Raw genomic sequence first — 17,766 nt, forward strand, 5'->3', positions numbered from 1 at the left:
AATGCCGCGCCGTCTCATTTTCGGCCGCCGCCGGGGCCGCAAGCTGACGCCGCTCGGCAACACGCGCATGGATACCTGGCTGCCGCGCCTGGAATTGCCGCGTGCTGACACGCCCGTTGCGTTCGGCCGGCCGGTGCGCGCCACCTGGCTGGAAATCGGCTTTGGTGTCGGCGATCACCTGCAGGCCCAGGCGGAAATGCATCCCGATGTCGGCTTTGTCGGCGTCGAGCCGTTTCTGAACGGTGTCGCGCGCCTGGTCGGGCATGTTGCCGAGCGTGCCGAGACCGGTGACGAAAGCCTGGCGCAGCGTATCCGGCTGTTCACCGATGATGCCCGGCTGCTGCTCAAGGCTTTGCCCGAGGCCAGCATCGAACGCGCCTTCGTGCTGTTTCCCGATCCGTGGCCGAAGAAGCGGCATCAATGGCGCCGCATCGTCAACCCGGACACGCTGGTCGACCTGGCCCGCGTGATCAGGCCGGGCGGCGAGCTGCGGCTGGCCACCGATGTGCCCGATTATGGCCGCGGCATGCTGCTGCATGCCCAGAACCAGCCGGCTTTCCGCTGGCTGGCTGAAAGCGCTGCCGACTGGCGCCAGCGCCCGGCCGACTGGCCGAGCAGCAAGTATGAACGCAAGGCAGTGGCCGCCGGCCGCGCCTGCCTCTATCTTCGCTTTCAGCGGGTTTGAACCAGCGGAGGCGGTGGCCTTGACCCAAGCAATAGCGGCGCAATGACACTGCGGCTGATCCTGGCGGGCTTCTGCGGTGGCGTGATTGCCGCCCTGGCGCTGACTCTGGGCCAGCACATCCTGGAACTGCCGCTGCGCCAGCAGGCACTGCTGGCCGCCGGCCTCGACCTGCCGCCGCCGAGCCGCCAGATGGATGTGATCATCATCCGCAACCTATTGTTTGGATTTGTCTTTTCTACACTTCTGGCGGCCGTCTACACGCACCGGGCGCCGCCTGAGGGCAGGGTAAGCTGGCGTGAGGCGGCACTCTGGGGTCTGGCCGGGTTCATCGCGCTCGCCCTGGCGCCGGGCCTCACCCTGCCACCGACCATCGATGGCCTGGTGCATGAGGAGGCGCCGGTCTGGTGGCTGGTCGCCATGGCCGGGGCGGCTTTGGGCCTGGGGCTGCTGGCTTTTGGCCGCCGCTGGCGCTGGCTGGGCTTGCCGCTGCTGCTGGCGCCGCCGCTTTTGGCCCCGGAATCCGCGATAGAGGACGCGCCGGAAGGGTTCCTCTATGTCGATCTGGCGCTCGATCTGGGTTTCTGGCTGCTGCTGGGGCTGGCCACGGCCTGGGTGCTGCGGCGCATGAACCGCTAACAGACCGGGCCGATTCGTGACCAGAAAAGCCTTGCATCGCGGCTATTTGGCGCTATAAAGGCGCCACATTGCTGGCCTGGTCCTGGTTGGATCAGAAGATTGGATGAGGATGGGCCAGACGGCCCATTTTTCGTTTCTGCGCCCGAGCCATTTTTGCCAGGGCTGCGCTGCGGGAAACCGGGCCGCGTTGATCGACAATACGGAGCTGTAAACCGAGGCATGTCCACGGCTGCCAAGATTGAGCAGATGATTGCGCCGACGCTTGAGGCGATGGGCTATGCCGTGGTGCGCGTGAAGCTGCAGGGCGGCCAGCGTCCGGTGTTGCAGATCATGGCCGAACGCGAGACCGGCGGGGAACCGCATGATGGCGGTTTCAACATTGATGATTGCACGGAGATCAGCCGCGCGGTGTCGGCCATCCTTGATGTCGAGGATCCGATCCCGGAGGCCTACAATCTCGAAGTGTCTTCCCCCGGCCTCGACCGGCCGCTGGTGAAGCTGAAGGATTTCGACCGTTTCAAGGGTTTTGTCGCCCGCGTCGAACTGGGCCATGCCCATGAGGGGCGCAAGCGCTTCCGTGGCCGCCTGCTCGGCATCGAAGGCGAGAGCGTGAAGCTGCAGGATGATGAGGGCAAGGACGCCACTTTGTGGAGCCTGCCGCATGGCGATATCACCAGCGCCAAGCTGGTGCTGACGGATGAGTTGCTGCGTCTCGGGGCCGCACAAAAGGCGGCTGCCGAACATGCAGCAGAGTGATTTGACCAGTTCAAGCATGCGTACGAGGACCTGACCATGGAACCCGTGACCAGTTACAACCGCATCGAGTTGCTGCAGGTGGCCGATGCCGTCGCCCGCGAAAAGACCATCGACCGCGATGTGGTGCTGATGGCGATGGAGGATGCGATCCAGAAGGCGGCGCGCGCGCGCTACGGCCTGGAAAACGACATCCACGCCGATATCGACCGCAAGACCGGCGAAATCCGCCTCGCCCGCTATCTGCAGGTGGTGGAGCAGATCGAGAATGACGCCATCGAGATCGGCCTGGTCGAAGCCCAGCGCCGCAATCCCGATGCGCAGATCGGCGACGTGATCGCCGAGCCGCTGCCGCCGATCGATTTCGGCCGCATCCAGGCGCAGACCGCCAAGCAGGTGATCGTGCAGAAGGTGCGCGAAGCCGAGCGTGAGCGGCAGTATGAGGAATACAAGGACCGCATCGGCGAGATCGTCAACGGCCTGGTCAAGCGCGTCGAATACGGCAATGTCACGGTCGATCTGGGCCGCGCCGAAGCCATCATCCGCCGCGACGAATTGCTGCCGCGCGAAACCTTCCGCCAGGGCGACCGTGTGCGCGCCTATATCTTCGACGTGCGCAAGGAGCCGCGTGGCCCGCAGATTTTCCTGTCGCGCTCGCATCCGCAGTTCATGGCCAAGCTGTTCGCCCAGGAAGTGCCGGAAGTCTATGACGGCATCATCGAGATCCGCGCCGTGGCGCGCGATCCGGGCAGCCGCGCCAAGATCGCCGTGCTGTCGAATGACAACTCGATCGATCCCGTCGGCGCCTGCGTCGGTATGCGCGGCAGCCGCGTGCAGGCGGTGGTGAACGAATTGCAGGGCGAGAAGATCGACATCATCAAGTGGTCGCCGGATCCGGCCACCTTCATCGTCAACGCGCTGGCCCCGGCGGAAGTCGCCAAGGTGGTGCTGGATGAAGAAACAAACCGCGTCGAGGTCGTGGTGCCGACCGACCAGCTGTCGCTGGCGATTGGCCGCCGTGGCCAGAATGTGCGTCTGGCCTCGCAGCTGACCGGCTACGACATCGACATCCTCACCGAGGAAGAAGAGTCCGAGCGCCGCCAGAAGGAATTCCGCGAGCGCAGCCAGCTGTTCATCGATGCCCTGGATGTGGACGAAGTGATCGCCCAGCTGCTGGTCACCGAAGGCTTCACCAAGGTCGAGGAACTGGCCTATCTGCCGCTCGAAGAGCTGATGGAAATCGAAGGCTTCGACGGCGATCTGGCGCAGGAACTGCACGACCGCGCGCTGGAATTCATCGAGCGCCGCAATGCCGAGTTCGAGGACAAGCGCAAGGCGCTGGGCGTCGTTGACGAGGTGGCCGAGATCGAAGGCCTCACCCCGCCGATGCTTGCCGCGCTGGGCGAGAAGGGCGTGAAGACGCTGGACGATCTGGCCGATCTGGCTGGCGATGAGTTGCAGGAAATCGTCGGCGAGGGCGTGCTCTCGAACGACGATGCCAACGCCATCATCATGGCGGCGCGTCAGCATTGGTATGCCGACGAGCAGGGTTGAAGTATTAGGGCCGGCGCGCCGCTGCCTGTTGAGTGGCGAGCGCCGGAAGCCTGATGACCTGATCCGCTTTGCGGTGACGGCAGCGGGCGAGGTGGTACCCGATCCGGGCCGGCTGTTGGGCGGGCGCGGATTGTGGCTGGCGCCGCAGGCGGGTTGGCCCGCCGATGCGGCCGTGCTGCGCAAGGCTTTTGCCCGCGCGGCGCGGCGGGCGGTGAAGCTGCCGGCGGACCTGCCGGCGGCAACGCTGGCTGCCCATGAAGCCCATTGCGCCGAACTGGCGCAGCGGGTGGCGCGGGCGGGATTGCAGTCACGGCCGCAGGCACCGTTATGCCGGCGGCTGGCACGGGATTTGGCCTGCCTCGCCTGGTTGCGCGGGACGGCTTAGAGCGTTGAGTGGATTGCGTGGGTTGAAGACAGAGTAAGCGCGGCGGCCATGGCGGCTGTCGCGCCAACAGGAAAGGCCACGGATTGGATTCCGTGGTGGCGGAAGCGGATCAGGTATGAGCGATATTAACGAGCAGGATAAGGACAAGCTGGCGGGCCGCCCGAAGCGTCTTGAGTTGAAGAAGACGGTCGAGACGGGTCAGGTACGCCAAAGCTTCAGCCACGGCCGCACCAAGGCGGTGACGGTGGAGGTGCGCAAGAAGCGCACCATTACACCGCCGGGTGGCGCCAAGCCTGCCGATGCCAAGCCGGAAACGGCTGCCGCCCCTGCCGCCGCCGCGCCGCAGGCCGCTGCACCGCGTCCGGCCCAGGCCGGTCCGGCGCTGCAGACGCGCCCGTCGCTGGCCGCCACCATTGCCGCCGCCGAGGCCGCCAAGGCCGCCGCCGAGCATGAGGTTGCCGACACCGCGCCCGAGGAGAGCGTGGTGGAAGCCGCGCCTGCCGCCGCGCCGCAGTCCGAGATCAAGGCGGCTGCGCCGCAGCCTGCCGAACCGCCGGCGCGTCCGGCACCGCAGCCTTCCGCTGGTCCGCGCATGAGCGCTCCGGCGCAGCCTTCCGCCGGCCCGCGCATGTCCGCGCCCGCCACCGGCGATGTGCGTGGTACGCGCGGCCCGCAGCGCAGTGCCCCGCCGCAGCGCAACACCGCGCCGCAGCGTCCCACCGGCATGGTGCTGAAGTCGCTGACCGAAGAGGAAAAGCAGCAGCGCGTGCGCGACGATGCGCTGCGTAACCGCGTCGGCGAGATGCGCCGCGCGGCCGAAGAGGATATGCGCAAGCGCCAGGACCATCTGTCCCGCGCGGTTGCCGAGCGCGAGGCTGCTGCCCGCCGCGCCGCCGAGGAAGAAGCGCGCAAGAAGGCCGAGGAAGATGCCCGCAAGCGGGCCGAGGCCGAGGCCGCCCGCCGCCTCAATGAACAGAACAAGCCGGCTGCTGCCGGTACCACGGCTGATGCCGCCACCACCGCGGCGGTGCCCGGCACCGGCCGCCCGGCGGCTGACCGTGACGATGAGGATGAAAACGGCGCCCGCCGCAAGCCCGGCGCTGGTGCCAAGGCCGTCCCGGCGCGTCCGGCGCCGAGCAAGGCCCGCACTGGCGATGACCGCCGCCGTGGCAAGCTGACCATCACCGCGGCCCTGGACGACAACGAGCGCGTGCGCTCGGTGGCTTCCTTCCGCCGCCGCGTCGAGCGCGAGAAGCGCATGATGCAGCAGGCCTCCGACGCGCCGCAGAAGGTGCTGCGCGATGTCGTGGTGCCGGAAAACATCACGGTGCAGGAACTGGCCAACCGCATGGCCGAACGCGCGGTGGACGTGATCCGCTCGCTGATGAAGATGGGCGTGATGGCCACGATCAATCAGGTGATCGATGCCGATACCGCCGAACTGCTGGTCGCCGAATTCGGCCATCGCGTGCAGCGCGTGGCGGAATCCGATATCGAAATCGGCCTGGTCGCCGAGAAGGATGACGAGGCAGTGCTGCTGCCGCGTCCGCCGGTGGTCACCATCATGGGCCATGTCGACCACGGCAAGACCTCGCTGCTCGATTCGCTGCGCCAGACCGATGTGGCCGGCGGCGAAGCCGGCGGCATTACCCAGCATATCGGCGCCTATCAGGTGCGCCTGAAGTCTGGCAAGGCGATCACCTTCCTCGACACGCCTGGCCATGAAGCCTTCACGCAGATGCGTGCGCGCGGTGCCAAGGCCACGGATATCGTGGTGCTGGTGGTGGCTGCCGATGACAGCGTGATGCCGCAGACCGTGGAAGCGATCCATCATGCCACGGCGGCCGGTGTGCCGATCATCGTGGCGATCAACAAGTGCGACAAGCCGCAGGCCAATCCGGACAAGGTGCGCCGCGAATTGCTGCAGCATGGCATCGTGGTCGAGCAGCTCGGCGGCGAAGTGCAGTCGGTGGAAGTCTCAGCCAAGGCCAAGACCAACCTGGATCAGCTCGAAGAACAGATTCTGCTGCAGGCGGAAATCCTCGATCTCAAGGCCAACCCGAACCGCCGCGCCGATGGCGTGGTGATCGAAGCCAAGCTGGAGCGTGGCCGTGGTTCGGTCGCCACCGTGCTGGTGCAGCGCGGCACGCTGCGTGTCGGTGACGTGTTCGTTGCCGGCAGTGCCTATGGCCGCGTCCGCGCTCTGATCGATGACAAGGGCAAGAACGTGGTTGAAGCCGGCCCGTCCGCGCCGGTCGAAGTGCTTGGTTTGCAGGGCACGCCGGAAGCCGGCGATGAATTCCAGGTGGTGGAGAACGAGGCCCGCGCCCGCGAGGTCGCCGAATTCCGCCAGCGCAAGCAGCGCGATGCCCGTGCCGCCCTGGGTGCCCGCGGCACGCTGGAGCAGATGTTCTCCAAGATCAAGGCCGGCGAGGTCAAGGAACTGCCGGTGGTGGTCAAGGCCGACGTGCAGGGCTCGCTGGAAGCGATCATCGGCTCGGCGCAGAAGCTGGCCACCGACGAAGTCTCGGTGCGCATCCTGCATGGCGCCGTGGGTGCGATCAGCGAAAGCGATATCGCCCTGGCGCAGGCCTCCGGTGGCATCATCATCGGCTTCAATGTCCGCGCCTCCAAGCAGGCGCGCGACCTGGCCGAGCGCGATGGCGTCGATATCCGCTACTACTCGATCATCTACAACGTGCTCGACGACCTGAAGGCACTGCTCTCCGGCATGCTTGCCCCGTCGGTGCGCGAGAACTTCCTCGGCTACGCGCAGATCCGCGAAGTGTTCAACATCACCAAGATCGGCAAGGTCGCGGGTTGTATGGTCACCGAAGGTCTGGTCAAGCGCGGTGCCAAGGTGCGCCTGCTGCGCGACAACGTGGTGGTCCACGAAGGCCAGCTTTCCACGCTGCGCCGCTTCAAGGACGATGTCCGCGAGGTCAAGCAGGGCATGGATTGCGGTATGTCGTTCGAGAATTACGACGACATCAAGCAGGGCGACATGATCGAGTGTTTCGAACTCGAAACGGTGGCGCGCCAGCTCTGAGCGGCGGCGCGTTACTCTACGGGAGCGTGACATGACGCGACGCGGCAAAGGCACCTCGTTTTCCGGCGGTGCCCGCGGCGGAGATGCGATCTCCAGCGGGCGCAGCCAGCGGCAATTGCGTGTGGGCGAGGAAATCCGCCACGTGCTGTCGGAGGCTTTGCGCCGGGCGCATTTCCGCGATCCCGATCTTGATGGCCTGATCGTCACCGTGACCGAAGTGCGCGTCAGTCCCGATCTGAAGAATGCCACTGCCTTCGTGCTGCCGCTCGCCGGCGATGATGGCGCCAAGGTGGTGAAAGGGCTGACCCGGGCCCAGGCCTATATCCGCACCCTGGTGGCGCAGGAGATCAACCTGCGTTTCGCGCCGACACTGTCGTTCAAGCTCGATACCAGTTTCGACACCGCAGGCCGCATCGACAGTGTGCTGCACCGGCCCGAAGTGCGGGCCGATGTGGAACGCGAGCCCGAAGCGCAGGCCGATATCGATAAGGCGTCCGGCGACGACAAGCAGTCGTGAGCCGCACGCGTAAAGGCCGTCCGATCAGCGGCTGGATCATTCTCGACAAACCGCTCGGCATGACCTCCACTCAGGCGGTGGCGGCGGTGCGGCGCCTGACCCAGGCGGCCAAGGCCGGCCATGGCGGCACGCTCGATCCGCTGGCCTCCGGCGTGCTGCCGATCGCGCTTGGCGAGGCGACCAAGACCGTCGCCTATGCCATGGGCGCGGCCAAGGTCTACCGCTTCATTGCGCAATGGGGCAGCGCCACCAGCACCGATGACAAGGAAGGCGAGGTTGTCGCCGCCTCGGACAGCCGGCCCAGCGAAGCCGCGATCCGCGCCCTGCTGCCGGGTTTGACGGGTGAGATCATGCAGCGTCCGCCGGCCTATTCGGCGCTCAAGATCGATGGCCGCCGCGCCTATGATCTGGCGCGCAAGGGCGAGGAAGTGGTGCTGGAACCCCGCCCGATCCGCATCGACCGCCTGGAACTCATTGATATTATTGATGAAAACCAGGCGCTTTTCGAGGTTGCCTGTGGCAAGGGGGCCTATATCCGATCCCTGGCGCGCGACCTCGGGGAGCAGCTCGGCTGCCATGGCCATGTTGCCATGCTGCGCCGCGAACAGGTGGGCAAATTCCGCGCAGAGCGGGCTTTTTCGCTGGATTCGCTCAGCGATCTATGCCAAAAGGGCGCCGCGTCAGAGTACCTGTTACCGATCGAGACCGCGCTGGACGACATCCCGGCCCTGGTCGTGACCGGACCTCAGGCCGACCGTCTCCGACACGGCCAGAGCATACGGGTCATCTGCACGGGCTTACCGCTTCCCCCAGAAGGTGAGCTGCTGGTCAAAGCCGATGGCAAACCCGTCGGCATCGCCCAGCTTATCGCCGATGAAGTCAGGCCCGTGCGGTTATTCAATAACCACGATGTCGAGGAGTTGAAAACATGACCATTGCCGCAGAGCGCAAGAAGGCTCTCGTCGCCGAATATGCCACCAAGCCGGGCGACACCGGTTCGCCGGAAGTCCAGGTGGCCGTGCTCACCGAGCGCATCAACAATCTCTCCGACCACTTCAAGTCCCATGGCAAGGATGTGCATTCCCGCCGTGGCCTGCTGATGATGGTCTCCAAGCGCCGCAGCCTGCTCGATTACCTGAAGAAGGTTGACGCGCCGCGCTACAACACGCTGATCCAGCGTCTGGGTCTGCGCAAGTAATCAGGATGATGGCCGCTGGCATCGCATTGTTGCGCTCCGGCGGTCAGCCCTCGGATTGGTTCGGCGACGCCCGGTGCTGCATGAAGCAGCACCGGGCGTTGTCCGTTTAACCGGCCGGGGAAAGAATCGCGGGTGGGGATGGGCCCTGCCCGGGGTTCGACGAAGCGCGGAGCGATGGGCGCTGCCGTGCTGAGGGCACCTGTCAGGGACAGGCCAGCCCTTATAGGTAAGGAAGAACAACCATGTTCAACATCCATAAGACCGAATTGATGTGGGGTGGGCGCAAGCTCACCATTGAAACGGGCAAGATCGCCCGCCAGGCCGATGGCGCCGTGCTGGTGACCTATGGCGAAACCACCGTGCTCTGCACCGCCGTGGCGGCGAAGTCGCCGAAGCCGGGCGTGGACTTTTTCCCGCTCACCGTGAATTACCAGGAAAAGACCTTCGCTGCCGGCAAGATCCCCGGCGGCTTCTTCAAGCGCGAAGGCCGCCCGAGCGAGAAGGAGACGCTGGTCTCCCGCCTGATCGACCGTCCGATCCGCCCGCTCTTCGCCGATGGTTTCCGCAATGAGACCCAGGTGGTCTGCACCGTGCTGGCGCATGACCTGGAGAATGATCCGGATGTCGTCGCCATGGTTGGCGCGTCCGCCGCGCTCACCATCTCGGGCATTCCGTTCATGGGCCCGATCGGCGCTGCCCGCGTCGGCTATATCGATGGCCAGTTCGTGCTCAACCCGACCACCAAGCAGGTCGCCGAGAGCAAGCTCGATCTCGTCGTCGCCGGTACCGACAAGGCCGTGCTGATGGTGGAATCGGAAGCGCAGCAGCTGCCCGAGGACATCATGCTCGGCGCCGTGATGTTCGGTCACACGCATTTCCAGCCGGTGCTCCAGGCGATCATCGGCCTGGCCGAGCGCGCCGCCAAGGAGCCGATGCCGCTCGCCGAGCGCACCGGCTACGAAGCCGCGCTGAAGAAGCTGGAAGTTTCCGGCATCGAAGCCGAGCTGCGCGTCGCCTATGAAGAGAAGGTGAAGCAGGCCCGCTACGCCAAGGTCGGCGAAGTGAAGAAGAAGGCCAAGGCGCTGTTCGCCGAAGGCGAAGCCAATCCGGTGGACGTCTCCGACGCCTTCAAGGATCTGGAAGCCAAGGTGGTGCGCTTCAACATCCTGGATACCGGCCTGCGCATCGATGGCCGCGATACCAAGACCGTGCGCCCGATCGTTGCTGAAATCGGCATCCTGCCGCGCGCCCATGGCGCTGCCCTGTTTACCCGTGGCGAAACCCAGGCGCTGGTGGTCACCACGCTAGGCACCGGCTCGGATGAGCAGATTATCGACGCGCTGGACGGCGAATACCGCGAAAGCTTCATGCTGCACTATAACTTCCCCCCGTACTCGGTGGGTGAAGCCGGCCGCATGGGTTCGCCGGGCCGCCGCGAAATCGGCCATGGCAAGCTGGCCTGGCGCGCCGTGCGTCCGCTGCTGCCCTCCAAGACCGATTTCCCCTACACCATCCGCGTGGTGTCGGAGATCACCGAGTCGAACGGCTCCTCCTCGATGGCCACCGTCTGCGGCACCTCGCTGGCGCTGATGGATGCCGGCGTGCCGATGAAGGCGCCGGTTGCCGGCATCGCCATGGGCCTGATCCTGGAAGGCGAGCGTTTCGCCGTGCTGTCCGATATCCTCGGCGACGAAGATCATCTCGGCGACATGGACTTCAAGGTGGCCGGCACTGCCGAGGGCGTGACCTCGCTGCAGATGGACATCAAGATCGCCGGCATCACCGAGGAGATCATGAAGGTGGCGCTGGGCCAGGCCCAGGCCGGCCGCATCCATATCCTCGGCGAAATGGCCAAGGCGATCACCGAGAACCGCACCGGCGTGAAGGCCACCGCGCCGCGCATCACCACCTTCACCATTCCGAAGGACAAGATCCGCGAAGTGATCGGTTCCGGCGGCAAGGTGATCCGCGAGATCGTGGAAAAGACCGGCTGCAAGATCGACATCGAGGATGATGGCACGATCAAGGTCGCGTCCACCGACGAGACCGCCTCCGAAGCCGCGATCAACTGGATCAAGTCGATCGCGTCGGAGCCGGAAGTCGGCATGATCTACAAGGGCAAGGTCGTGAAGATCGTCGATTTCGGCGCCTTCGTGAACTTCTTCGGTGCCCGCGATGGCCTGGTGCATGTGTCGGAAATGGCGCCGCGCCGCGTCAACAAGCCGAGCGATGTGGTCCAGGAAGGCCAGGAAGTGCGCGTCAAGGTGCTCGGCATCGATGAGCGCGGCAAGGTCCGCCTCTCCATGAAGGTGGTGGATCAGGCCACCGGCGAAGACCTCTCGAACAAGCCGCGTGCCGAAGGCGACAACGCCGACGGCGAGTAAGTTTCCACTTCAGTGGAAAGAAAAGGGCCGGGAGTAATCCCGGCCCTTTTTGTTTGTTGGTGATGGAATGGGATCCTCGCTTGCGCGAGGATGACAAAATCTATGCAGTCATACCGGCGAAAGCCGGTATCCCATTTCCTGTTAGCCCGCCCAGCCGCCCTCGAAGGCGGTTTCGCTCAAGGGGCGGCGGCCATTCGGGCCTTCGCGGGCAGCCAGTGCTTCCGGCAGGATCGACTTGTCGCCGAGGCGGCCGATCACGATGCCGGCTTCGACCCGCCAATCGGCGGGCAGCTTCAGATCGGTGCCGGCGCGCACCAGATCGAAGCCGACGATGCCATGGGCGATCCAGTTCATCATCGTCGCCTGCAGGGCCAGGTTGGCCCAGGCGGCGCCCGTATCGTAGCTCGGCGTTTTCGAGGTCATCACCTCGCCGCCCTGGGGCGGCGTGAAGGTCGGCTTGGAAGCCACCACCACGATGGCGGCGGCATTCTTCGCCCAGGTCTGATTATGCTCGTTGAGCAGGCCAAGGAAGAGCGGCCAGTGCGATGTGTCGCGGCGGGCATAGAACAGCCGCCAGGGCTGCGAATTATAGGCCGAAGGCGCCCAGCGCGCGGCTTCGAACAGGGTCATCAGCTCCGGCACCGGGATCGCTTCGCCGGTGAAGGCGCGCGGCGAATAGCGCCTGAGGAAGATCGGGTCTACGGGATAATCGGCGGTGCGGCTGTTGGCTTGGGTCATGGGAGCCCCCTTGGACGGGTTGATGGAACGGGGTTATCTACTTTAAGCGTGGCGCGCGTGCCCGGCCAAGGCCCCGGAACCATCAGAAGTGCTGTCGTTAACCATGAATAAACCGCTGGTCTGCTTGATATATCCGGCGAAAGTCCGATTGCCCTATTCCTGCCCAGATCGTGCCCTTTATTAAGGATCAGGACGCAGCGGACCAAGGAGGCCGTAAATGCGGATCGAACGGATAACTTTTGGCATACTGGCGACCCTGCTGGCGCCGGCCTTGATGGCTGGCCTGCTGGGCGTTGCCCCGGTATATGCGCAAAACTTGGCGCCGCCCGCAGACGCGCAGGACGAAACCGAAGCCGGCGAAAACGCGCCGCTGACCGTGCGCGGCAAATATGCTGCCGGTGAGCTCAATGCCGAATGGGAAGCCATGGTGGAAGATGGCCGCCCGGCGCGCATCGTCGAGTGGCGCCATTTCGGCCAGCATGGCGATGCCAACGTGGTGTTCGATTTCCATCGCGGCAACCTGATGCATTACGGCGAGCAGAGCCGCCGCGTGGCCGGCCAGGCCGGGGTCGCCGATGGCTACCGCAAGATCACGCTGAGCCTGAAATTCAATTCCGAAGGCCGCTATGTCGGCGGCCGCAAGCAGGTCGATGGCATCGACACCGAGCCGGACGAGCCGGAGATTCAGGCCGCCATGGCGCAGGCGCGCGCGGCATTGGAGCGGCTTGCCGCTACCAAGCCGGGCTGGACCGAACGCGGCGGCATGACCAGTTTCAGCCGCCAGGCGGTGCGTCCGGTGGTGCCGCCGGCACCGCCAGCGCCGCCGCAGGAACGCACGCGTCCGGGCGAAGTCGCTTTCCGCTGTGCCGAAGGTTTGCGTGTGGTGCTTGGCGCACCGACCATGATCGGCAGCCGCCCGGCGGATTCGCTGATCGTGGAACAGGAAGGCCGTGCGCCGGCGCCGCTGCTGCGCCAGCCGCCTGATGGCCGCTACGAATTCCTCGGCCGTGGCTGGGCAGCAACACGTTTCGGCGACACCATCCAGCTTGAAAGCGCCGGGGGTCAGGCCTGGACCTGCCATGTCGTGGTGGCGGTGCCGCCATCCTCCGATGTGCCGGCCGGCAATCCCAGCGCGCCGGCTTCCGATCTGCGCTCCAGCAATGATCGTGTTGGCCCCGGCAGCGACTATAGCCGCAGCCGCAATGGCGGCGTGATGCCGGCGGGCGCCACCACCTCCCTGGCGCCCAGCAACGATCTGCCGCTGCCGACCATCAGTATTCCCGGCCCGCGCCGCTAACGCGGTGCGGGGGCAGTATTCCAGGCCCCCGCCGCCAGGCGCAAAGCACATGGCCGCTAGGCGTAAGGCAAAGACTGGGCCGCCAGGCGGGCAATAACCATCCGATAAAGCCGGTTGCGCGGCGCATGAGGCCGGGCGCATCATTGCGCCATGCAGACTACGCCCCTGCCGGTGAGCCGGCGGCAATTCTTCCGCACCGCCCTGATTGCACCGCTGGCCTCCGCCTGCGCGGTCGGCAGCAACGCGCGCGGCCGTTTCAGCCATGGCGTGGCGAGTGGCGATCCCGATGCGCAGAGCCTGCTGCTGTGGACGCGCTACCTGCCTGATGATGGCGGCAGCGTAACGCTGGATTGGCAGGTGGCTGCTGATGCCGGTTTCAGCAAACTGCTCGCCAGCGGCAAGGTGGAAGCCAGTGCCGCGCGCGATCATTGCGCGAAAGCCGTGGCGGGTGGTCTGCCTGCCGACAGCCTGGTGTATTACCGCTTCCGCGCGCCGGATGGGCAGATGTCGGTGACTGGCCGTGGTCGCACGCTGCCGTCGCCTGGGCCATTGCCTGGGCCGCAAAGTGGCGAGCGCGCCATGACCTTGGCGGTCTTCGCCTGCGCCAATATCGGCTTCGGCTATTTCAACGCTTATGCCCATGCCGCCGCGCGCGACGATATCGACCTGCTGCTGCATCTCGGTGATTACATCTACGAGCATAATTTCGGCGTCTATCCCAATGCGGCACAGCGCCCGCCGGGGCGCGATGCGCTGGATCCGCCGCATGAGATCATCGCGTTGGCGGATTACCGCCGCCGCTATGCCTTCTACCGCGCCGATCCGGATCTGCAGGCGCTGCATGCACGCCACGCTATGATGGCGATCTGGGATGACCATGAATTCGCCAACGATACCTGGATGCATGGCGCGCAGAATCACCAGGCCAATGAAGGCCCCTGGGAGGTGCGCCGCGATGCCGCGCGCCAGGCCTATTACGAATGGCTGCCGATACGCGATGCCGATCTGCTCTACCGCCAGGTGAAGCTCGGCCAGCTTGCCGATCTGATCCTGCTCGATACGCGCCTGATCGGCCGCGACCGTCAGGTCTCGGCGCCGCGCGAACTCTACAATGCCGCGCCGGACTCAGCCGAGTATGCCCGCGCCATGCAGCGCTATCGCCAGCAACTGCATGATCCCGCGCGCCAGATGCTGGGACCGGCGCAGGAAGCCTGGCTCGATGCCGCGCTGGCGCAATCGGCCGCGCGCGGTGCGCGCTGGCAGATCGTGGCGCAGCAGGTATTGGTCGGCGACCGCCCGACGCCGCCGCAGCTCGCCGGCATGCTGCCGCCCGAGGCTTCTGCCGCTTTGCGCCTGGGGCTTGAGCGCCGGCCGCTGATCGCCGCCCAGGGCCTCACCACGCAGCCCGATTCCTGGCCTGGCTATATGGCGGCACGCACGCGTTTCCTCGGCAGTCTGGCGCGGCCCGGCCAGCATGCCGTGCTGCTCGCCGGCGATACGCATAACGCCTGGGCCTATGATCACAAGGTACAAGGCCGCCATGTGGCCGAGTTCGGCACGCCCGGAGTCTGCTCACCGGGGCTGGAAACCAGCATACCGATTGCACCGGCTGCCGTTGCCGCCGCCATGCGTGGCGCCAACCCAGATATGGTGTGGTGCGATACCGCGCATCGCGGTTATATGAGCCTGACGGTTTCGCGTGAAACCGCACGCGCCACCTGGCATCTGTTCGACAGTATCCGCCGCCGCGATGCCAAGGCATCGACCGAGAGCAGCCTTACCGCCGGCGCCGATGCCCGGGGTGTCATGCTCAACTCTAAAGTAGTGGCGGTTCAGTCTTCAGGCTTAATTTGAAGCGCCCGGTGCAGCGCGCCACCAGTTCACCGCGCGCGATCAGGTCACACACCACCAGGCCGTAATCGCCCTCGCGCTTCACTTCCACCTGATGCCCTTCCAGCCAGGAGCCGTGATAGGCCGGCCGGATGTATTTCACTTTCAGGTCGGTGGTCACCACGCGCAGGCCGGGGAAGTTATGGTGCACGAAGCCGGCCATATGGGTATCGGCCAGGGTGGCGATGAAGCCGCCATGGCCGGTGCCGTAGCGGTTGCCATGCTTGTGGCGCACATGAATGCCCCAGACCGGCGGCTGGCCTGGCGTCTCGCGCACATAGAATTTGCCAAGAGCGGCGAAATAGGTGGAAACCGGCACCGCGCGCTTGAAGCCGGGCGGAATCGGGTCTGGCTGAGGGTGATGACGAGGCATATGCCTTTGTTGCCGCCGGCACAGCGCTTGTAAAGTATCGGCGGCGGTAAAGAAAAAGGGCGGCGCCTCTGCAATGCGCCGCCCTTTCAAGTGGGGGAGGAATAAACTCGATCAAGACGATTGGCGGGGCGCTGACTTCAGCGGACCGAGGGGGGGACGGGGCTGAAGCGGGGGGGGGGGAACGCGAGCGCACCCGCCAATCTCTTGATGATTTGAATATAGGGGCGAACTGTCTCTGGCGCCGTGACGGTGATCACGAATCGTAACAAGACAGGGTCCAGGCAGATTCAGGCCGTTATTCGCCCTCTATTGGGGTCAATAACGCCCGTAAATGTTGGATTTCCGCCGTTTACTTCCTGATCATCCGCAGCAATGGCGGCAGCAGCAGCAGGGCGGCGGCGATAATAAGCAGGCTGGCGGAGAGCGGACGGGTGAGGAAAACGCTCATGTCGCCGCCGGAAATCGTCATGGCGCGGCGGAATTCCTGCTCGGCGAACGGTCCCAGGATCATGCCGATGATGGTGGGTGCCGCAGGGAAGTCGAAACGCCGCATCAGGTAGCCGATGAAGCCGATGACGTAGAGCAGGATCAGGTCCACCGCCGACTGGCTGATGCCATAGGTGCCGATGGTGGCGAACACCAGGATGCCGCCATAGAGCCAAGGCGTCGGGATGGTGAGGATCTTGGCCCACAGGCCGACCAGCGGCAGGTTCAGCACCAGCAGGATGACGTTGCCGACATAGAGCGAGGCGATCAGGCCCCAGACCAGTTCGGGCTGGCTTTGCAGCAGCAGCGGCCCCGGGTTGATGCCATAGCTGGTGAAGGCTGAGAGCATGATCGCGGCGGTGGCCGAGGTCGGCAGGCCGAGCGCCAGCATCGGTACCAGCACGCCGGCCGCCGAGGCGTTGTTCGCCGCTTCCGGTCCGGCCACGCCCTCGATGGCGCCCTGGCCGAATTCTTCCGGGTGCTTGGAGAGTTTTTTCTCGGTGTAATAGCTCAGGAAGGTCGGCACCTCGGCGCCACCCGCCGGCAAGGCGCCGAACGGAAAGCCGATGAAGGAGCCGCGCAGCCATGGCTTCCAGGATCGCTTCCAGTCTTCCTTGGTCATCCAGGCGCGGCCCTTGAGCTGCAGGGCGTCTTCATCCTTCACCAGCGGCCGCGCGGCGAGATACAGCGTCTCGCCGACCGCGAACAGGCCGACCGCGACGACGATGACATTGATGCCATCGAGCAGTTCGAGAATACCGAAGGTGAAGCGCGCCTGGCCGGTCTGCAGATCGATGCCGATCAGGCCCAGAAGAATACCAAGCGCCAAAGAGGTGAGGCCGCGCAGCACCGACGCGCCAAGCACGGCCGAAACCGCGATGAAGGCCACGATCATCAGCGAGAAATAATCCGCCGGTCCGAATTTCAGCGCGAACTCCACCAGCGGCGGCGCCAGGAAAGTCAGCCCCAATGTGCCGATGGTGCCGGCGACGAAGCTGCCGATGGCCGAGGTGGCAAGCGCCGCGGCGGCGCGGCCCTTCTTGGCCATCTTGTGGCCTTCGAGTGCCGTGATGATGGTGGCGCTTTCGCCGGGCGTATTGAGCAGGATCGAGGTGGTGGAGCCGCCATACATGGCGCCGTAATAGATGCCGGCGAAGAGAATGAAGGCGGCGGTGGCCGGCACATGAAACGTGATCGGCAGCAGCAGGGCGATGGTGAGCGCCGGCCCTAAGCCCGGCAGCACGCCGACGGCGGTGCCGAGCGTGACACCGACCAGGGCCCAGAGAAGATTCATCGGCTGCAAGGCAACGCCGAAGCCATGCATCAGGAGCGCCAGCGTATCCATCAGAGGAAATTCTCCCACAGCGAGCCGATGCCGATATTGATGCCGAGCGCGCGGGCGAAGCCGAAATAGGCAATCGCCGCGAAGCTGGCACCGATGGCGCAATCAATCAGCGGGCGCCGGCTGCCGAAGGCGCGTGCGGTGCAGAAGAACAGCAGCGTTGAGGCAATGATGAAGCCGAGCCAGTCGATCAGCGCCGCATTCGCCACCAGGCCGAGACCGAGCCAGAGCACGGCACGCCATTGCAGCGGCACGTTCTCTTCCTCGGGCGTCACCCAGTTGCCGCGCCAGGCTTCCACCAGCAGCGCGATGCCCAGGCCCAGCAGCAGGAGGCTGGCGGCATAGGCCATCACGGTAGGGCCGACCTGGGCATAGGCCGGCGATACCGGGATGCGCCGTGTCTGGTCGAAGGATACGGCGCTTAAACCCAACACGCCGATGGCGACCAGACTTTCCGCTTTCAGCAGCCGCTGCATAAC

At 65.4% G+C, this 17,766-nt stretch carries 16 protein-coding genes; 12 read left to right on the forward strand and 4 right to left on the reverse strand.

Features of this window, described 5'->3' with window-relative positions; genetic code table 11:
• Window position 1 precedes the first annotated feature (1 nt).
• The 10 genes from trmB to pnp all read left to right on the forward strand — a co-directional run bounded on the left by trmB (window position 2) and on the right by pnp (window position 11,161).
• Window positions 2–685 carry a tRNA (guanine(46)-N(7))-methyltransferase TrmB gene (gene trmB, locus ACQY7X_RS08045; protein ID WP_428249373.1) on the forward strand — a complete coding sequence of 228 codons (684 nt, stop codon included), beginning with the start codon at window positions 2–4 and terminating at the stop codon, window positions 683–685.
• Between the two features lie 42 nt (window positions 686–727).
• A complete protein-coding gene (locus tag ACQY7X_RS08050; protein ID WP_428249374.1) occupies window positions 728–1,321 on the forward strand; it encodes a CbtA family protein in 594 nt (197 codons plus the stop codon).
• 219 nt (window positions 1,322–1,540) lie between these two features.
• The gene (gene rimP / locus ACQY7X_RS08055; protein WP_428249375.1) at window positions 1,541–2,077 is read left to right on the forward strand and encodes a ribosome maturation factor RimP; all 537 of its coding nucleotides are present in this window, start codon (window positions 1,541–1,543) and stop codon (window positions 2,075–2,077) included.
• 36 nt (window positions 2,078–2,113) lie between these two features.
• Complete coding sequence (nusA, locus tag ACQY7X_RS08060) at window positions 2,114–3,628, forward strand: transcription termination factor NusA (protein WP_428249377.1); 1,515 nt, start codon at window positions 2,114–2,116, stop codon at window positions 3,626–3,628.
• Complete coding sequence (locus ACQY7X_RS08065; protein WP_428249378.1) at window positions 3,609–4,013, forward strand: YlxR family protein; 405 nt, start codon at window positions 3,609–3,611, stop codon at window positions 4,011–4,013. Before nusA ends, ACQY7X_RS08065 begins: the two co-directional genes overlap by 20 nt.
• A gap of 115 nt (window positions 4,014–4,128) precedes the next feature.
• Window positions 4,129–7,062, forward strand: a complete 2,934-nt coding sequence (infB, locus tag ACQY7X_RS08070) for a translation initiation factor IF-2 (RefSeq protein WP_428249379.1) — start codon at window positions 4,129–4,131, stop codon at window positions 7,060–7,062.
• 31 nt (window positions 7,063–7,093) lie between these two features.
• Window positions 7,094–7,579, forward strand: a complete 486-nt coding sequence (gene rbfA / locus ACQY7X_RS08075) for a 30S ribosome-binding factor RbfA (RefSeq protein WP_428249380.1) — start codon at window positions 7,094–7,096, stop codon at window positions 7,577–7,579.
• Window positions 7,576–8,511 carry a tRNA pseudouridine(55) synthase TruB gene (gene truB, locus ACQY7X_RS08080; RefSeq protein ID WP_428249382.1) on the forward strand — a complete coding sequence of 312 codons (936 nt, stop codon included), beginning with the start codon at window positions 7,576–7,578 and terminating at the stop codon, window positions 8,509–8,511. The genes rbfA and truB overlap by 4 nt, the downstream gene beginning before the upstream one ends.
• A complete protein-coding gene (gene rpsO / locus ACQY7X_RS08085) occupies window positions 8,508–8,777 on the forward strand; it encodes a 30S ribosomal protein S15 (protein WP_428249384.1) in 270 nt (89 codons plus the stop codon). The genes truB and rpsO overlap by 4 nt, the downstream gene beginning before the upstream one ends.
• 242 nt (window positions 8,778–9,019) lie before the next feature.
• Window positions 9,020–11,161: a polyribonucleotide nucleotidyltransferase gene (gene pnp, locus ACQY7X_RS08090; RefSeq protein ID WP_428249386.1), complete on the forward strand. Its 2,142-nt coding sequence runs from the start codon at window positions 9,020–9,022 to the stop codon at window positions 11,159–11,161.
• Between the two features lie 141 nt (window positions 11,162–11,302).
• Here pnp and ACQY7X_RS08095 read toward each other — a convergent pair whose 3' ends face one another.
• Window positions 11,303–11,899 (reverse strand): nitroreductase family protein, encoded by a 597-nt coding sequence (locus ACQY7X_RS08095; protein ID WP_428249387.1) that lies wholly within the window; start codon window positions 11,897–11,899, stop codon window positions 11,303–11,305.
• Between the two features lie 217 nt (window positions 11,900–12,116).
• Between ACQY7X_RS08095 and ACQY7X_RS08100 the strand changes: the two genes are divergently transcribed.
• Entirely contained in the window at window positions 12,117–13,196 is a 1,080-nt protein-coding gene (locus tag ACQY7X_RS08100; protein WP_428249388.1) for a hypothetical protein, read from the forward strand.
• 150 nt (window positions 13,197–13,346) lie between these two features.
• The gene (locus tag ACQY7X_RS08105) at window positions 13,347–15,050 is read left to right on the forward strand and encodes an alkaline phosphatase D family protein (protein ID WP_428249389.1); all 1,704 of its coding nucleotides are present in this window, start codon (window positions 13,347–13,349) and stop codon (window positions 15,048–15,050) included.
• Here ACQY7X_RS08105 and ACQY7X_RS08110 read toward each other — a convergent pair.
• The 3 genes from ACQY7X_RS08110 to ACQY7X_RS08120 all read right to left on the reverse strand — a co-directional run bounded on the left by ACQY7X_RS08110 (window position 15,013) and on the right by ACQY7X_RS08120 (window position 17,763).
• Window positions 15,013–15,459 (reverse strand): PaaI family thioesterase, encoded by a 447-nt coding sequence (locus ACQY7X_RS08110; protein WP_428249391.1) that lies wholly within the window; start codon window positions 15,457–15,459, stop codon window positions 15,013–15,015. The genes ACQY7X_RS08105 and ACQY7X_RS08110 overlap by 38 nt on opposite strands.
• 349 nt (window positions 15,460–15,808) lie before the next feature.
• Window positions 15,809–17,290: a tripartite tricarboxylate transporter permease gene (locus tag ACQY7X_RS08115; RefSeq protein ID WP_428249392.1), complete on the reverse strand. Its 1,482-nt coding sequence runs from the start codon at window positions 17,288–17,290 to the stop codon at window positions 15,809–15,811.
• Entirely contained in the window at window positions 17,290–17,763 is a 474-nt protein-coding gene (locus tag ACQY7X_RS08120) for a tripartite tricarboxylate transporter TctB family protein (RefSeq protein ID WP_428249393.1), read from the reverse strand. Before ACQY7X_RS08120 ends, ACQY7X_RS08115 begins: the two co-directional genes overlap by 1 nt.
• Between the last annotated feature and the right edge of the window lie 3 nt (window positions 17,764–17,766).

Origin of the sequence: Ferrovibrio sp. (assembly GCF_965278975.1) — a bacterium.
Classification (GTDB): Bacteria; Pseudomonadota; Alphaproteobacteria; order Ferrovibrionales; family Ferrovibrionaceae; genus Ferrovibrio.

What these genes read in the sequence shown, in the direction of transcription:
- rimP (WP_428249375.1), top strand. Translation starts at nt 1,541, where the DNA reads ATGTCCACGGCTGCCAAGATTGAGCAGATGATTGCGCCGACGCTTGAG.
- ACQY7X_RS08050 (WP_428249374.1), top strand. Translation starts at nt 728, where the DNA reads ATGACACTGCGGCTGATCCTGGCGGGCTTCTGCGGTGGCGTGATTGCC.
- trmB (WP_428249373.1), top strand. Translation starts at nt 2, where the DNA reads ATGCCGCGCCGTCTCATTTTCGGCCGCCGCCGGGGCCGCAAGCTGACG.
- ACQY7X_RS08100 (WP_428249388.1), top strand. Translation starts at nt 12,117, where the DNA reads ATGCGGATCGAACGGATAACTTTTGGCATACTGGCGACCCTGCTGGCG.
- rbfA (WP_428249380.1), top strand. Translation starts at nt 7,094, where the DNA reads ATGACGCGACGCGGCAAAGGCACCTCGTTTTCCGGCGGTGCCCGCGGC.
- ACQY7X_RS08120 (WP_428249393.1), bottom strand. Translation starts at nt 17,763, where the DNA reads ATGCAGCGGCTGCTGAAAGCGGAAAGTCTGGTCGCCATCGGCGTGTTG.
- ACQY7X_RS08095 (WP_428249387.1), bottom strand. Translation starts at nt 11,899, where the DNA reads ATGACCCAAGCCAACAGCCGCACCGCCGATTATCCCGTAGACCCGATC.
- nusA (WP_428249377.1), top strand. Translation starts at nt 2,114, where the DNA reads ATGGAACCCGTGACCAGTTACAACCGCATCGAGTTGCTGCAGGTGGCC.
- ACQY7X_RS08065 (WP_428249378.1), top strand. Translation starts at nt 3,609, where the DNA reads ATGCCGACGAGCAGGGTTGAAGTATTAGGGCCGGCGCGCCGCTGCCTG.
- ACQY7X_RS08110 (WP_428249391.1), bottom strand. Translation starts at nt 15,459, where the DNA reads ATGCCTCGTCATCACCCTCAGCCAGACCCGATTCCGCCCGGCTTCAAG.
- ACQY7X_RS08105 (WP_428249389.1), top strand. Translation starts at nt 13,347, where the DNA reads ATGCAGACTACGCCCCTGCCGGTGAGCCGGCGGCAATTCTTCCGCACC.
- pnp (WP_428249386.1), top strand. Translation starts at nt 9,020, where the DNA reads ATGTTCAACATCCATAAGACCGAATTGATGTGGGGTGGGCGCAAGCTC.
- infB (WP_428249379.1), top strand. Translation starts at nt 4,129, where the DNA reads ATGAGCGATATTAACGAGCAGGATAAGGACAAGCTGGCGGGCCGCCCG.
- rpsO (WP_428249384.1), top strand. Translation starts at nt 8,508, where the DNA reads ATGACCATTGCCGCAGAGCGCAAGAAGGCTCTCGTCGCCGAATATGCC.
- ACQY7X_RS08115 (WP_428249392.1), bottom strand. Translation starts at nt 17,290, where the DNA reads ATGGATACGCTGGCGCTCCTGATGCATGGCTTCGGCGTTGCCTTGCAG.